This window comes from Allochromatium warmingii (assembly GCF_900107145.1).
GTDB classification, from domain to species: Bacteria; Pseudomonadota; Gammaproteobacteria; order Chromatiales; family Chromatiaceae; genus Thermochromatium; species Thermochromatium warmingii.
Map to the genome: position 1 here is coordinate 32,051 of NZ_FNOW01000001.1, position 15,877 is coordinate 47,927.

Genomic DNA, 15,877 nt, shown 5'->3' on the forward strand with positions numbered 1-15,877 from the left:
TCAACACCATGAACGCACTTCCAGCCTGTCCCCACTGCGCCAGCGACAACACCTATCCCGACGGCGATCTCTATATCTGTGCTGACTGTGGCTATGAGTGGCCACAATCGGGCAGCGCAGACCAAGACGCCGACGCGCTCCCCATAGTCAAGGATGCCAACGGCCAGCCTCTCAGCGACGGCGATAGCGTGGTGCTGATTAAGGATCTCAAAGTCAAGGGCACCTCGACCACGCTCAAAGTCGGCACGAAAATCAAAGGGATCCGCTTAGTTGGCGGCGATCACGCGGTTGATTGCAAAACCGAGGCGGGGAGCTTTTTGTTAAAAGCCGAGTTTCTCAAAAAAGCGTGAGCGCCCGCACGGCACGCGCCCCGAACGTCGCTTGAAAATCCCCGCCGCGCCTGTTCAACTGTGTGTTGCAGTGCCCCGCGCCTAGACGCTGGCAGCCTGTCACTGGGCGCACCGACCATCTACTACACGACCAACGAGGCAGCGTACCTGATGAACACCATGATTCAGTATGTCTTTGCGTTTGAGGACGGCGATGGCAAGGACAAAAAATTACTCGGTGGCAAGGGTGCCAATCTGTGTGAAATGACGCAAATCGGGCTGAATGTCCCACCCGGCTTTGTGATTTCGACGGCGGCCTGTCTGGAATATCTCGATGATCCCAAACGCGCCCTGCCACCTGGTCTCAGTGAGCAGGTGCAGATGCAGATGCGGGCGCTGGAGCAGAAAACCGGCAAGGGCTTCGGTGATCCCGATAATCCGCTACTGGTTTCAGTGCGCTCAGGCTCGGCAATGTCGATGCCGGGCATGATGGACACCATCCTCAATCTGGGGCTGAATGCCGAGACACTGCGCGGTGTGATCCGTGCCACCGACGACCCGCGCTTCGGCTATGACGCCTATCGCCGCTTTATTCAGCTCTTCGGCAAGGTTGCGCTCGGCATTCCCGATGAGGCATTTGACAAAGAATTTGCCGCGATCAAAGACGCCGCCCACGCCAAGCAAGACGTGGATCTGTCAGCGAACGATCTGCGCGAGACCTGCGAACGCTTCCTCAGCGTTGTCGCCGAGGCCACCGGCCAGCCGTTCCCGACTGACCCGTATCAACAACTCGAAATCGCCATCAAAGCGGTTTTTAATTCGTGGTCAGGAAAACGGGCGGTCGATTATCGCCGTCAGTTCAATATCACGCCGGACATGGCCAACGGCACGGCAGTCAATGTCGTGACAATGGTGTTCGGCAATCGCGGTGATGATTCGGCCACCGGCGTTGCGTTTACGCGCAATCCGGCCACTGGCGAAAACAAGCTCTACGGTGAATATCTGGTCAATGCGCAGGGCGAAGATGTGGTCGCGGGCATTCGCACGCCCAAACCGCTCGACCGGCTCAAGGTCGAGATGCCCGAGCTGGCCGATCAGCTCGATGCCCTGCGCGATAAGCTCGAAAGCCATTATCACGAAGTACAGGATTTTGAGTTCACCATCGAGCGCGGGCAGTTGTACTGCTTGCAGACGCGCAACGGCAAGATGAACACAGTGGCGATGGTGCGCACCTCGGTCGAGATGGAGCGCGAAGGTCTCATCACCAAAGAACAGGCGCTGTTGCGCATCGCGCCCGAATCGCTGGAGCAGATGCTGTTTCCGCGTCTCGATCCGCATGTCAAGGCCGAAGCAGTCGCGCAAGGTCTACCGGCCTCACCGGGCGCGGCCTCTGGAATCGCGGTGTTCGATGCCGACCGCGCCGAACTGTTAGGCAAGGGTCAGGGGCTAAAAGTCATTCTGGTGCGCGAAGAGACCAAGCCCGAGGATATTCACGGCTTTTTTGCCTCAGAAGCGATCCTGACCTCACGCGGCGGCAAAACCTCCCATGCCGCTGTCGTCGCACGCGGCATGGGCAAGCCGTGCGTGGCCGGTGCTGAGGGCATCAGTGTCGATGTCGAGCGGCGCGAAGCGCGGGTCGGGTTGACCAGTTTCAAAGAAGGCGAGGTCATCACCATCGACGGCACTTCGGGGCGGGTGTATCTGGGCGCGATCCCGACCGTTGAACCGGATTTCACCCCCGAACTGCATACCCTGCTCGGCTGGGCGGATGAACTGGCCAAGCTCAAGGTGCTGGCCAATGCGGACACGCCGGACGATGCACGCCGAGCGCGGCGCTATGGAGCCGTCGGGATCGGGCTGGCGCGAACTGAACGCATGTTCAACGATGTCGAGCGGCTGCCGATTGTGATTGAGATGATCGTCGCCGAAACGCCCGAAGCGCGGCAGGCGGCGCTCGACCGGCTGTTACCGTTGCAGCGGCAAGATTTCCATGATTTGTTTGAAGTGATGTCGCCGCATCCGGTCACAATTCGGCTACTGGATCCGCCGATCCATGAATTTTTGCCCGATGAGCATGTGCTGGAACGCGAGCTATCGGAACTGCGGGTGCTGGCGCAAACCGCACGCGGCGTCAGTGTGCTCTCGGGGGCGCTGGGATTGCTGCACGCAAATGATGGACTGCGCCGCGAGATCGAGGCGGCACGGCACATGCTCGATGCGTCGGTGGTCGAAGAAGCGATTGCGAAAAAAGAAGCCATGCTCAAAAAAGTGCGGGCGCTCTACGAGACCAACCCGATGTTGGGGCATCGCGGCGTGCGGCTCGGCATGACCTTCCCGGAGATTTATCAGATGCAGGTGCGGGCGATTCTCGAGGCGGCGGCTGAATGCGCTAAAGCTGGAATCGAAGTGCATCCACAGATCAAGGTACCGCAAGTCTGCACCGTGCAGGAATTGCGCAAGGTCAAAGAATACGTCGCGACCATTCATGCCGAGGTAATGGCGCGTTATGGCAAGCCGGTGAAATTCGCGTTCGGCACCATGATTGAAGTCGTGCGGGCCTGTATGCGGGCGGATTCGCTGGCTGAAGAAGCGGAGTTTTTCTCTTTCGGCACCAATGATCTGACCCAAGCGACCTTCTCGTTCTCACGCGAAGATGCCGAGAATAAATTCCTGCCGCTGTATAACCAATCGGGCTTATTGCAGGACAACCCGTTCGATGTGCTGGATGTCAAGGGCGTGGGCAAACTGATGCAGTTAGCCGTTGACTGGGGACGGGCAGTGAAGCCGGATTTGCATGTTGGCATCTGTGGCGAACATGGCGGACATCCGGCCTCGATTGCGTTCTGTCATCAGGCTGGACTGGATTATGTGAGCTGTTCAGGGCCACGAGTGCCGATTGCGCGGCTGGCGGCGGCTCATGCGGCGTTGAAGGCCAGTTGAGGGCAATACGCCTGATAATTCAGGTGTTTTGTTATGAAAAGCGGTGAAGTGATCAAGCGCCTGATGTCCGACGGCTGGGTGCTGGTGCGTGTCAAAGGCTCGCACCATCAGTTTCGGCGGCCTGAGCAGCCGGGCTTGGTCACGGTACCGCATCCACAAGCCGATCTTCCGCTGTCAACCTTGCGCAGCATCTACCGTCAGGCCGATTGGCCCTGGAAGTGAGTTATGCGATTGGCATTGGCCCTACACACTGATGACGGCGTGACCTATGGGGTCACGGTACCTGATCTTCCCGGGTGTTTTTCGGCGGGTGACAGCTTGGATCAGGCGATTGAGAATGCCTATGAAGCCATTGATGCCCATGTCGAGCTGCTGATCGATGACGGAGATGCTCTGCCGTGTCCGCGTCCGCTCGCCGAACATCAGGCAAATCCTGATTTTGCGGGGGCGGTGTGGGTGGTGATTGATGCGCCAATCGAGCATGATTTCGGCCCAACTGAGCAAATCAAGATTCAGGTGCCGCGCCAATTGCTCCAGCGCATTGATGCACACGTCAAGGCGCGTCATCTCAGTCGTTCGGCCTTTTTGACACAGGTTGCCAGCGAAGCGATGGGACGTGAAGAACCGTGCCGTAATTAGATGAGCAAATTGTATGGATCTCGATGCCCTCAATGCCGCTTTTGCCCGACCGGATGTGCTGCGCTTTGTCGAAGGACGCGGCGGTCTGATATGGATCGAGATCGACAACGGCCTAGCGCGAGCGACCCTGACCACGCATGGCGCACAGGTCTTGTCCTACCGTCCCGCCGGAGCGCGGGACGATCTGCTGTTTGTCAGCGAATGCGCGACCTATGGGCCGGAGCAGGAAATCAAGGGCGGGGTGCCGATCTGCTGGCCCTGGTTCGGGCGCGATCCGGCGATACCGGAGCGGCAGATTCATGGCTTTGCGCGGCTCCGCGAGTGGTCGGTATTAGCGTGCGAGACGCGACCCGATGGCGCAACTTGGGTGCGGTTCGGGCTGGCTGATGATGCAGCAACGCACGCGCTCTGGCCGCATTATTTTAATCTCTGGGTCGAGGTGACGGTCGGCGCGACCCTGACGGTGACGCTCACCACCCGCAACGCCGGTGATGAACCCTTTGCCATCACGCAAGGGCTACATGCTTATTTTAAAATCGGCGATCCAGCACAGCTTCAAGTGCATGGACTCGACGGCTGCCGCTATCTGGACAAGGCAACGGACGCGCCGGCGGATGCAGTGGGTGTGCAGTCTGGTGCGCTGGTTGTAGCCGCTGAGGTCAATCGCATTTACGAAGGCGTGCCGCCGCGCCTGGTGATCGACGACGCGGCACTCAACCGCCGGATTCAGCTTGACAGCCAGCACAGCCGTACTTGTGTGGTGTGGAATCCGTGGAGGGCCGGAGCGCAGGCACTGCCCGATCTGGATGTGGAGGATTACCGGCGTTTTGTGTGCGTTGAGACGGTGAACGCGGCCTCTGAGGTGATTTGGATTGCCCCGCAGCAGGCGGCGCAGATTGGCGCTGAATATCGGATTGTTGCGCTTGAGTCGTGATAAATAATTGAAAATCAACGGATTATGGGATTTTGACTGATGTCACAGTTTGCACCGCTTGCTTACAAACTTCCGCTGGCGTCACTGGTGCTGATGACCGTGCTCACGGCGGGCTGTTCTAACTCGGGCGAAGATGTTCGGGTCACACTCTGCCGCGATCTGGTGCGCGTGCAGCTTGGCAATACGCCCAATTGGAGCGGCCAGCGCATTGAGCCGCACGGGCGTGCTGGAGCGGTGGTCAGTCTGAATTGGACGGGCACTGCTGGTAGCGACGGGCAGGCGACTTGTCACTATCCGTATAATGCGGCGGACAGCGATCTATTTACGACGGCTGATCCGATGGCGGCGTATTCGACCTCACCGACGCAATTTGTGCTCAATGGTCGCTCGATTCGTAATCCCGAATTGGCGCGGCTGATTGGGTTGGCGATGCGTCAGCAGGGGCAAGAACTGATTGATCGGGCGCGGGCGGGGTTGTAAATGTCCTATCAACCGCCGCTCGCCCCCCAATCACACACAGACGAGCGGCGATTCATTCAACCCGCCGTTGCTCGCACCGCCTGATTGAGCGCATTAGCGTCGGCATGGGGCAGCGGTAAATACACCGCGCCCATTTCTTTCGCCAATTCGCGCCCTTGCGGTTGCGGACGCGGCGAGGTATCGATCACCAGTGCGGCGATCTCCAGCGACCGCACCACCCGCGCCGCTGCTAGAGCTTCTTCATTCGCACGGGTGCGACCACCCGTCCCATCGCGGGCGACATTCGCACGGCCATCAGTCATCACAATCAGCACTGGCGTACCGCCGCGCCGCTGCACGCCATCGGCCAGCATCATCCCCAGATCAATCCCCGATGCCAGCGGCGTACCACCGCCGCCCGGTAATCCGGCCAAACTGCGTTTGGCCCGTACCAGTGAGCGCGTCGGCGGTAACAACACCTCAGCGCCCTGCCCGCGAAAAGCCACCAACGCCACTTGATCGCGGCGCACATAGCAATCGGCCAACAGCAATTCGACCGCGCCCTTCGCCTCGGCGAGCCGATGCAGCGCCGACGAGCCAGACGCATCGACAACAAAAATCGTCGTACTCTCGGATTTGTGCTTAAAGCGCGTGATGCGGAAGTCATCTTGGCGGATTTCGAGCCGATTCGACGGCTTGCCCGCACGCGCGCGTTCTTCGCGGCGGATGCGCTGCCAGGGTGCGGCAGCGCGGAGCGTTTCGATCACATTGAGGCGTTGTCCAGCGCGTGGCTCACCGCGTAGCACACCGGCTGGGCGGCCGCGTGACGGGGCATTTTGCACCGCACCGGCTTTGCCGGTCGCCCGCGCCCGTGAGCGCCGCAATTTGCCCATCTGGAGTTGCGCCAGCAAACCCGCCGGAATCGCCGCCCGCGTCGCGTCGAGGATTTTGTCCTGTAACTCTTGCGGTTCCTGCGGCTCTTGATTGGACTGTTCTTCGTCTGGCTTTGGCTCGTCCGGCTCAGGGGGTGGTGGCTCGGCGTCCGGTGGTGGCTCCATCGGCGGTAATTGGGTCGCACGCGGCGCAAGCACGAGGCGTCCGGCAACGGCGAGATCTTCGTCTGTCACCGCGTCACGGTCTTCAAGCGCGGCATGAGCGCAAGCGACGCGAGTCGCGAAGATCGAGGCGCGGAGCGACGGGATACCGAGTGCCAGCGCAATCCCGCACAGCGTCTCAACTTGCGCATCGGTGATAGTGACCTGTGACAGCCGGGGCCGCGCTGCCAGCACATCTTCAACCGTGTAATCGCAAGCGATGGCCTGATCGTAGCGGAGATAATTTAACTCTAAATGAAAGGCCAGCCGGTCGAGCAGCGCATTGAGCAATCCTTCATCGTCGCCGACCCCTTCATCCAGCGCGACCACAGCAAAGCGCGACGGTGTGCGCAGCGCCAGCCCATCGCGTTCGAGGACGACTTCGCCCGAATCAAACGCCATATTGAGCCGCGCTGCCGTGCCGGGGGCGATACGCTCGGCCATTGCCAGTTCAATCAGACCGCCGTTGGCTTCGACCAGCAGCCCTTTTTCAGCCACTGGACGCCCGGCATTGAGCGTCGCGGCCAGATCCAGTCCGCCGAGTAAGCGCCCATCGGCGACATGCAGCGGAATGCGCCGCTGTGGAGTGCCCTCGGGCTGGAGGTCGCGCAGGATTGACAGCCACTGATCGCGCACTGGGCCGGGCAAGGCCCGCAGTGCGACGCCACCAGTGCCGACCGGATCGACCGTCATCAGCACTGCTGCCAGTACGGCATCATCCCAAGGCGATGCGCCCGAACCCGCCTGATGCGAAGCCGGTGCGCCACCCGCCGCGACAGCGGGATTCGGGGCGGGTGTGCTCATTCGCCAAACAGCTCCTTGATCGCCCGTTCGACGCGACTGGTCGAGCCGGATTCGTCGAGCGGATCGCGGCGCAGACGATGGCGCAGGGCTGAAACCGCGATGGTTTTGACGTGATCGACAGTGACGGTTTTATCGCCTTGCAGCGCCGCAAGCGCCCGCGCCGAGCGAATCACGGTCAGCTCACCGCGCAGACCATCGGTGCCGAGTTTGATGCAGAGCTTGGCGGTTTCTTCAAGCGTCCGATCTGGGACTGCGACTTCGGGCAGCAGCTTTTTGGCTTTTTGAATCTGACGGCTGACTTTGGCGTCTTTGCTCTTCCATTTTTCGACGAAGGCCGCCGGATCGCGCTCAAATTCATCGCGCAGCCGCACCACCTTCATGCGTGTCGGCAGGTCGGTCGGTGTTTTGACCTCGACCGAGAGACCAAAACGATCTTGCAACTGCGGGCGCAGTTCACCTTCTTCGGGATTACCCGAACCGACGAGAACGAAACGCGCCGGATGGCGCACGCTCAAGCCTTCGCGCTCGACGAGATTTTGACCGGATGCGGCCACGTCGAGCAGCGAATCGACCAGATGATCTTCGAGTAGATTCACCTCGTCGATGTAGAGAAAACCGCGATGGGCACGCGCCAACAGGCCCGGCTCAAACGCTTTCTCACCTTTGGTTAGAGCGCGTTCCAGATCGAGCGCACCGATGACGCGATCTTCGGTCGCGCCCAGCGGCAGATCGACCACCGGCACCGGCACCTGATGACTCTTGAGGCTGCCGCCCTTTGCTTTCTTGGTGCGGCACTCCTCGCACAGATAATCGTCACTGGCATCGGGATCGCAGTGATAGGTGCAATCAGCCGCACGCATCTTCGGCAGCAGCGCAGCAAGTCCACGAATCGCCGTGGATTTACCGGTACCACGGTCTCCGAAGACGAGCACGCCGCCGATAGATGGATCAATAGCCGCCATCAGCAGGGAGCGTTTCATCTCCTCTTGGGCAACAACGGCGGAAAAGGGAAAGGGGATGGGCATACGCGGCGAACCTGGTTCTTGAGGGTTGCGAATGGGTCGAAATCAGCGTGTCGCGCCGGAGAGCGCCCGCACGCTAATCGAACTCGCGACCCTAGCGCCCATGAGTAGTTAGGTCAAGTTCCATTTGGAATCTCGCTGTGACTGATTTCGATCAGACCCGACGGATGATTTTTGCCTAAGTCTACTGTAAAACGCGATTTTTACACTCAATCTCAAGCACCGTCAGGCATGACCGACCGACGCCAACTCGGCCACTCACCGGCCACCCTTACCGCCGCTCAAGCTGACAATCTGCAACGCCTCGGGCGCGCGGTGATCGCAACCGAAGCCAATGCGGTCGCGGCACTCGCGGCCCGCATTGACGCCAGCTTTGTTGCCGCCTGCGCCCACATGCTCACCTGCGATGGGCGCATCGTTGTGCTCGGCATGGGCAAATCGGGGCATATCGGCGGCAAGATCGCCGCGACCCTGGCCAGCACCGGCACGCCGGCGTTCTTCGTTCATCCGGGCGAAGCCAGTCACGGCGATCTAGGCATGATTACGCCGCGTGATGTGGTGCTGGCCATTTCCAATTCTGGCGAAACCGATGAAATCCTGACCATCCTGCCGTTGATTAAGCGCCTCGGCGTGCCGCTGCTGGCGATGACCGGGCGCACCGATTCCACCCTTGCCCGCGAAGCGGACGTGCATCTGGATGTCAGCGTGGCAATGGAAGCCTGTCCGCTCGGATTGGCACCGACTTCGAGCACTACGGCAACACTGGCAATGGGCGATGCGCTGGCCATTGCGCTGCTTGAAAGTCGCGGTTTTACGGCGGAGGATTTTGCCCGCTCACATCCGGCAGGCAGTCTTGGGCGACGCTTGCTGCTGCATGTCGAAGAGGTGATGCACCGAGGGGAGCGACTGCCGTGGGTTGCGCTCGGCACGCCGCTGCTGGAGACGCTGGAAGAGATGTCGCGCAAGGGCTTAGGCATGAGCGCCGTGCTTGCGGCAGATGGAACGCTCGCCGGCGTGTTTACGGATGGTGATTTACGTCGCGCCCTCGATCACGGCATCGACGTGCATCAGACGCCGATTGACGCCGTGATGACGCGCCAATGCGCGACCATTCAAGCTGGTGCGCTGGCGGTGGAAGCGGTGCGGCTGATGGAAGCGCGTGCGATCAATGGTTTACTTGTCGTTGATGCTGCAAACCGCTTGATCGGTGCGCTCAATATGCACGATCTACTGCGTGCTGGCGTGGTTTGAGCGCGACGGCGGAAAAGCTGGCCGCTGGCGGCTAGGGACGCTATCAGCCAACTAACGCCACACTTCCATAGCTTAAGCCCAGTCCAATCACGGTCGCCATCAAGACATCACTTGGATAATGCAGCCCAAGAATGACACGCGAGAGCGCAATCAAAATCGTCAAGGGCACCAATATCCAAGCCAGCAGCGGAAAATAGGTGATCGCTACGCTTGAAAAAACAACCGCATGGAGCGTATGCCCCGAAGGAAAGCTGTATTGATCCAGCGGCGGCACCAGTGCCGTGATGTCATGCGCGTGACACGGACGCGGGCGGCGCGTCAGACCTTTGAGCGATTTATACAGCAGTAGCGCCAGCCCGCCCGTAGCCAGCATGTGCAGACTCGCCTGTAATCCCGTCAGCCCATACACCAGCGGCAGCGTCACCATGAGGCTATACCAAAACACCCCATCCCCCAGCCGGCTCACAAACGCAAAGGGATAGCGAATCCAGCGCCGCTGCTGCCCCGAGCGACTCCAGAGGCGGCACACGGTCGTTTCCAGTTCAGTCAGATGATGTAGCCAGGCTTGCATAAGCGCCCTCCGCTTGACGGCGTCGGTGCTGGATCACGGCACCGGCTTGTTCTTCGACCCGTTTTAACACGCGCTCCCATCCTAGCGTCAGTGCCGAGGCTCTCGCGGCCTGACCGAGGCGACGCAGATGCTCCCGCTCCGCAACACTCGCTCGGCACGCCTGCACAAAAGCGGCCTGATCGTTAAACGGCACGGTGATGCCATTGACCCCAGATTGGAGATATTCATGCGCAGCGGCATAGTCAAACGCAATCACGGGCAGTCCGCTGGCCATCGCCTCGGTGACCACGTTCCCAAAGGTTTCAGTCAAACTGGGAAATACAAACAGATCACCCGAAGCATAGTGTGCGGCCAATTCCGCCCCAACACGCGCTCCGGCAAAGATTAAATCAGGATGCTGCCGTTGCAGCGTTTGGCGTTCTGGCCCATCGCCGACTAATACAAACCGCGCCGTCGGGCAGGTTTGTTGTAGAGCGCGAAAGCCTTCCAGCGCCAGCGTGAGATTTTTTTCCGCCGCAATCCGCCCGACATAGAGTGCCACGAGATCGGCGTCACCACAGCCCCAAGCGCGGCGCAAATCCGCCGACCGCCAAGTCGGGGCAAAGCGTTCAGTATCGACGCCACGTCCAAAGACATGCACATTGGCAAAGCCGTCAGCGGTCAGACTTGCGCATAGTTCCGCCGTCGGCACCAGCGTTGCATCTGAACGGTTATGAAACCGCCGCAGACTCGCTGTGATTGGGCGCATCAGCCAGCCTATGCCGTAATGTTGGCTATATCGCTGAAAATGGGTGTGAAATCCGGTCAGGGTCGGAATATCCAGCGCCCGCGCCGCCATCAGCGCCGTTTGACCCAGCGGCCCCGGCGTGGCGATATAGACCAAATCAAAACCCTGCCCCTGCCACAGTCGGCGCAGCCTGCCATAGGCGGGCAAGCCAAAGCGCAGACCGCGATAGCCCGGAATCGGCAGTCCGGGCAAGCACTGTTCATCGATTACAGATGGCGACGACGGCGCTGGCGCTGACGCATCATGCGGCTGGCGCGGGCGGATCAACTGAATCATCTGGCCGCGTGCCGCCAAGCCCTCGGCGAGCTGGCGCATCGTCTGCGCAACGCCATTGATTTCCGGCGGATAGGTCTCGGTCACGATGGCGATTTTCCATCGCTGATCGCTGCTCGGCGGCGCGGTGATGGGGGGTTGATATGACGGCATCATCACGCCGCTCCCGGCTCTAGCCAACCGGCGACCGGTGGCGCGTAGCAATCAGTTACGGGCACAAGCGCAGGATGTGGGCGCAGATGTGGCGGTTCCCACTGCTCCAGCGCCGTGAGAATCGCGCAGCGTGTCTGTTCCGCAAGCGCCCGGCGTGAACAGCCCTCAGCGGCTGAGATCGGTTCGAGAAACTGCACCGTTGCCACCAGTCCGGGATGGCGAATCAAGCGTCCGAGATTCGCTAACAGACTGTCATCGCCGGTGTAGGGCGCATCGCCATCGAGCGCCAGCGTCTCGCGGTGGCGGTAGCGAATCGCAACCGGCTGCACACGCACTCCGGGCTGTTGTGCAATGGCGAACAGTCGCGGATGAAAGCGCCCCAGTGTGTGTCCATCGGTCGTCGTGCCTTCGGGAAACAGCATCACGGTACGCTGTGCGGCAAGATCGGCGGTCAGTTGTTGCGCTACGGCATCGGCTTGATGTGCGCCGCGTGTGATAAAGCGCGTTCCGGCCAGTCGTGCTAACCAGCCGATCACTGGCCAGGCCGCGACATCAGCTTTGGCCAAAAAGGTGATCTCGCCCTCAGCGCCGAGAATCGGAATATCTAGCCAAGACACATGATTGCCAATCAGCAGACAGCCCGGCACGAGGGTGCCGTCGCGCTGCACCGTGATATCCAGTGTCTGCACCAATCGCCGATGCCACCAGCGCACACAACGCGGCAGCCACGCTGGAGCCGGACGGCTACGCGAGCGCAGTGCGGTGTTGAGTCCGAGATACAGCCCGATCAGGGTTCCAGTGGCCAGATGCGCACTGACCCGCCCGGCTCGCCACAGTGCGCGTCGAATTACCATGAGTTACAGACCGTGCCGATCAAAGAAATGCCGTGAATAGGCGGGATTGAGTGCCTGAATATCAAGTAACATCAGCACATCCGCCACGCCGAACGCGGGATCGCGGCAGGGTTCGCCGCAGGCTTTCGCGCCCAAGCGCACATAGGCGCGTAGCAATGGCGGCAGTGGGGCATCTAGCACGGCGTCATCGGCGCTCGGCGGGGTGTGTAGTGGTACCCGTGGCGCAACCTGCCAAGCTGTCGGCGCGAGTGCTTGGCGGCGCAAGCGGTTCATAATCGCAGCGGCCTGTACATCATCATCTCCAAGCGGCACGCTGGCACAGCCGAAGAGATAATCAAAGCCGTTGTCGCGTACAAAACCGGCTAATCCCGACCAGAGTACGCCAATCGCTGATCCCTGACGAAATGCCGGCGCGATGCAGGTGCGCCCGACTTCGAGCAGTCGCCCGTCGAGTTGTTTGATCGCCGTGAGGTCAAATTCACTTTCGGAATAAAAACGCCCGAGCCGTGCGGCATCCGCGCCAGTCAGCAGGCGCGTGCAGCCGACAACACGTTCAGTGCGTGCATCACGCACTAATAGATGTTGGCAATGGTCGTCGAATGCGTCACGGTCGTAGCCGATTTCGCCTTGAAGCTGTGCGCCTAGTTCTTCGCCGAAAACCTGATAACGCAGTGCCTGCGCCTCACGGATTTCGGCGGCGGAGGTTGCCAGCTCGACAAACAGACGCTCGCCACGTTTGGCGCGTGACGCGGAGGCCGAAGCGACCATCGGATGCCCTCATCGGTTAAAGAATTGCCTAGAGGGATATCTTAGGTGGCGAGTATTGCGGACTGATGTGGGCGGCGTGACAGCCGGATGAAAGCGCGGTTAAGTTGCTGTGAGTTTCGCTTTTGGCCGCTGAAAACGCTGAAAAACGCAGAAAGTAACACACCCCAACACTGGAGCCGAGGCCACGCCTGAGCTACTTTAGTTAGTTTTCTGGTCACGACGCTTCAGCTTCGTGACCTAAAAAAACACAGTGAGATCTGATGAAGTTAGGGCTTCGTCACGAGAAATATCGCACCAGCACTCACCCCACAATCCCCGAATGCCGCAATAGCGCATCCGTTGTCGGTTCGCGGCCTCGGAATTTCACAAATAGCGCCATCGCATCGTCTGAGCCACCTTTTTCCAAAATATGCTCTAGGAAAGCCCGCCCAGTCTCCGCATCGAATACACCGCGCTCTTCAAATAATGAGAACGCATCCGCCGATAGCACTTCTGCCCATTTATAGCTGTAATATCCAGCGGCATAGCCACCGGCGAAAATATGCGAAAACCCATGCGCAAAGCGATGGAAAGCCGGTGGTTTAATCACCGCAACTTGATCGCGCACAGATTCGAGAATTTCATCAATCCGTCCGCCGTGTTCTGGGTTGTATTCGCGGTGCAAGCGAAAATCAAAGAGCGCAAATTCTAATTGCCGCACCATTTGCATCGCCGATTGAAAGTTTTTCGCAGCAATCATGCGCGTATACAATTCATCGGGGAGTCGCTCGCCGGTTTGCCAATGCGCAGCGAAGAGATCCAGTGATTCACGCTCCCAGCACCAGTTTTCTAAAAACTGACTCGGCAATTCGACTGCATCCCAGGGCACGCCGTTAATACCAGATACGCCGGGATAATCCACCCGCGTAAGTAAATGATGCAGCCCGTGACCAAATTCATGAAACAGGGTGATGACTTCATCATGCGTCAACAGTGACGGCTGTTCACCAACCGGCGGGGTGAAATTGCAGACTAAATACGCCACCGGAAGTTGTTCACGCGCTTTAGTGCGCAGGCGATCAATGCAGGTATCCATCCAGGCACCGCCGCGTTTATGTGGGCGGGCGAAGGGATCGAGATAAAATTGACCGCGCACTGCGCCGCTATGCTGATCGCGGATAGCAAAAAACCGCACCTCAGGATGATAGCTATCAAATTGGGTGATTTCTTCAATTTGAATGCCGAATAAGCGTTCGACGACGCCAAATAATCCCTGTAATACGCGGGCGATGGGAAAATAGGGGCGCAATTCTTCTTGGCTAATTTGATAGCGATGAACGCGCAGTTTTTCGGAATAATAGGTGATGTCCCAGGGTTCAAGCTGGGCAATGCCATGATGTTCGCGGGCAAAATTGGCTAATTCCGCTAATTCACGCCGCGCTTGTTCAACTGAGCGAGCGGCGAGATCTTCGAGAAAGCCGAGCACGGCAGCGGCGGATCGCGCCATTTTGGTCGCTAATGAGCGTTCGGCATAATTAGCAAATCCGAGTAACTGCGCTAATTCATGACGCAAGGCCAAAATGCGTTCCATGATTTCGCTGTTATCCCACTGTCCGGCGTGTGGCCCTTGATCGGAGGCGCGGGTGCCGAATGCCTGATAGAGCTCAAAACGGAGTGCGCGGTCGTCGGCGTAGGTCATCACTGGCAGATAAGACGGCATATCGAGCGTAAAACGCCAGCCGTCTAGCCCGTGCTGTTCGGCGTTCTGCCGCGCTAATCCGAGCGCCGATTCGGGCAGTCCGGCAAGCTGGGCCGCATCCGTGATGTGTTTGCTCCACGCATTCGTCGCATCGAGGACGTTTTCAGCATAGCTGCTGGTCAGTTGCGACAATTCCTGACTGATGGCTTTGTAACGCGCCTGCTGATCGGGCGGTAGATCGACGCCGGACAGATGAAAATCGCGCAGGGCGTTGTCGAGCAGGATGCGCTGTGCGGCATTGAGATCGACTTGCTCAGAGACAGCGCGGTAGGCTTGGAACAGGGCGACATTTTGGCCAACTTCGGTGCCATAGTCGCTTAATTTCGGCAAACAGGCGTTATAGGCGGCCCGCAGTGCGTCGCTGTTGAGCACGCTGTTGAGATGACTGACCGGCGACCAAGTGCGATTGAGTCGCTCATCGGCGGCATCAAGTGGCTCGATGAAGTTTTCCCAAGTCGGTGCTGTTATGTCCTGTGTCAGCCGCGCAATGGTGGCGCGACAGTCGGCTAAGCGTGCATCGAGCGCCGCTTCGACGTGTTCCGGACGAATCTGAGGAAATAGCGGCAGATCAGTCGCCGTGAGCAGGGGATTGGACATGATGAGCAGAATCCGTGATGAAGTGAACGGGGGCAGACTATTAGAGACTCTATTAGAAAATCAGTTAGTTGAACAAAAAGCCGCTGTGATGGCGCGAGACGCTGTGGCCGCTCAGTGAGCGTTTGATGTCAGCTAATGGGCGTGGGGTGATGGAGCGCGGGGTGCAGAGATGATGTTGCCAGAGTTCGACGCGGTAGCGTTCGGGGCTGGCGTCAATGCTGTGCCAGTCTTCATCGACGGGGATAAATCCGCTCTCGCTGCCGTAAGCGTAAACGCGATATTGACCCTTAAGCGTGCAGCGAATGCCTTCAAAGCTCAGATTCCGTGCGCCGCTGGCGCTGCGGGCGAGTAGGGTATAGCGCACGACTTGATCGGGGCCGATCTGAAGCTGGCGACCGTCGATGAAATAGTCAAAGGCATCAGGAGTGCCGTCGAGCTGCACGGCGATGAGATCGGCGTCGGCGGGCAGCGTCGGCAAACGGGTGTGGGTGTCTTCTGTCCAGGGGGTGCCGTCGGTTACGCTGGCCGGAGCAGTGGCGCGGTGGCCGAAGATGAAGGGACTCTCTTCGGCCTGAGCGGAGCACATCCAGGTAAGTGGAAGCAGGGTAAGTGCGGCGCGGATTAGGAAACGCTGTGGTCTCATGCGGGTTACGAATCAGGCATC

15 protein-coding genes are annotated in these 15,877 nt (G+C 59.5%); 7 read left to right on the plus strand and 8 right to left on the minus strand.

The annotated features are described in order from the left end of the window. Positions 1-8: 8 nt before the first annotated feature. The 6 genes from BLW10_RS00145 (at position 9) to BLW10_RS00170 (ending at position 5,322) form a co-directional block, all read left to right on the plus strand. Positions 9-350, plus strand: a complete 342-nt coding sequence (locus BLW10_RS00145; protein WP_091331339.1) for a zinc ribbon domain-containing protein YjdM — start codon at positions 9-11, stop codon at positions 348-350. Positions 351-500: 150 nt separating this feature from the next. Further along, positions 501-3,269 (plus strand): pyruvate, phosphate dikinase, encoded by a 2,769-nt coding sequence (ppdK, locus tag BLW10_RS00150; protein ID WP_177168948.1) that lies wholly within the window; start codon positions 501-503, stop codon positions 3,267-3,269. Positions 3,270-3,302: 33 nt separating this feature from the next. Further along, positions 3,303-3,491, plus strand: a complete 189-nt coding sequence (locus tag BLW10_RS00155; protein WP_091331340.1) for a type II toxin-antitoxin system HicA family toxin — start codon at positions 3,303-3,305, stop codon at positions 3,489-3,491. Positions 3,492-3,494: 3 nt separating this feature from the next. After that, entirely contained in the window at positions 3,495-3,908 is a 414-nt protein-coding gene (locus BLW10_RS00160; protein ID WP_091331342.1) for a type II toxin-antitoxin system HicB family antitoxin, read from the plus strand. A 13-nt stretch (positions 3,909-3,921) separates the two neighbouring features. Continuing rightward, complete coding sequence (locus BLW10_RS00165) at positions 3,922-4,842, plus strand: D-hexose-6-phosphate mutarotase (protein ID WP_091331343.1); 921 nt, start codon at positions 3,922-3,924, stop codon at positions 4,840-4,842. A 39-nt stretch (positions 4,843-4,881) separates the two neighbouring features. After that, positions 4,882-5,322, plus strand: coding sequence for a hypothetical protein (locus tag BLW10_RS00170; protein WP_091331345.1), 441 nt, complete (start codon positions 4,882-4,884; stop codon positions 5,320-5,322). A 56-nt stretch (positions 5,323-5,378) separates the two neighbouring features. On the opposite strand, the gene BLW10_RS00175 is transcribed toward BLW10_RS00170, so the two are convergent. Next, positions 5,379-7,199 carry a magnesium chelatase subunit D gene (locus BLW10_RS00175; RefSeq protein WP_091331349.1) on the minus strand — a complete coding sequence of 607 codons (1,821 nt, stop codon included), beginning with the start codon at positions 7,197-7,199 and terminating at the stop codon, positions 5,379-5,381. After that, positions 7,196-8,224 carry a magnesium chelatase ATPase subunit I gene (gene bchI, locus BLW10_RS00180; protein ID WP_091331351.1) on the minus strand — a complete coding sequence of 343 codons (1,029 nt, stop codon included), beginning with the start codon at positions 8,222-8,224 and terminating at the stop codon, positions 7,196-7,198. The genes BLW10_RS00175 and bchI overlap by 4 nt, the downstream gene beginning before the upstream one ends. Before the next feature lie 228 nt (positions 8,225-8,452). On the opposite strand from bchI, the gene BLW10_RS00185 reads away from it, so the two are divergent. Then, positions 8,453-9,472, plus strand: coding sequence for a KpsF/GutQ family sugar-phosphate isomerase (locus BLW10_RS00185; RefSeq protein ID WP_091331352.1), 1,020 nt, complete (start codon positions 8,453-8,455; stop codon positions 9,470-9,472). Positions 9,473-9,515: 43 nt separating this feature from the next. Here BLW10_RS00185 and BLW10_RS00190 read toward each other — a convergent pair whose 3' ends face one another. The 6 genes from BLW10_RS00190 to BLW10_RS00215 form a co-directional block, all read right to left on the minus strand. Beyond that, the gene (locus tag BLW10_RS00190) at positions 9,516-10,043 is read right to left on the minus strand and encodes a phosphatase PAP2 family protein (protein WP_091331354.1); all 528 of its coding nucleotides are present in this window, start codon (positions 10,041-10,043) and stop codon (positions 9,516-9,518) included. Continuing rightward, positions 10,015-11,259 (minus strand): glycosyltransferase family 4 protein, encoded by a 1,245-nt coding sequence (locus BLW10_RS00195; protein WP_245709030.1) that lies wholly within the window; start codon positions 11,257-11,259, stop codon positions 10,015-10,017. The genes BLW10_RS00190 and BLW10_RS00195 overlap by 29 nt, the downstream gene beginning before the upstream one ends. Next, complete coding sequence (locus BLW10_RS00200; RefSeq protein WP_091331356.1) at positions 11,259-12,110, minus strand: lysophospholipid acyltransferase family protein; 852 nt, start codon at positions 12,108-12,110, stop codon at positions 11,259-11,261. Before BLW10_RS00200 ends, BLW10_RS00195 begins: the two co-directional genes overlap by 1 nt. A gap of 3 nt (positions 12,111-12,113) precedes the next feature. Beyond that, entirely contained in the window at positions 12,114-12,878 is a 765-nt protein-coding gene (locus BLW10_RS00205) for a GNAT family N-acetyltransferase (RefSeq protein WP_091331358.1), read from the minus strand. 301 nt (positions 12,879-13,179) lie between these two features. Further along, positions 13,180-15,213 (minus strand): oligopeptidase A, encoded by a 2,034-nt coding sequence (prlC, locus tag BLW10_RS00210; protein WP_091331360.1) that lies wholly within the window; start codon positions 15,211-15,213, stop codon positions 13,180-13,182. A gap of 64 nt (positions 15,214-15,277) precedes the next feature. Next, positions 15,278-15,856: a CNP1-like family protein gene (locus tag BLW10_RS00215; protein WP_091331361.1), complete on the minus strand. Its 579-nt coding sequence runs from the start codon at positions 15,854-15,856 to the stop codon at positions 15,278-15,280. Positions 15,857-15,877: the final 21 nt, after the last annotated feature.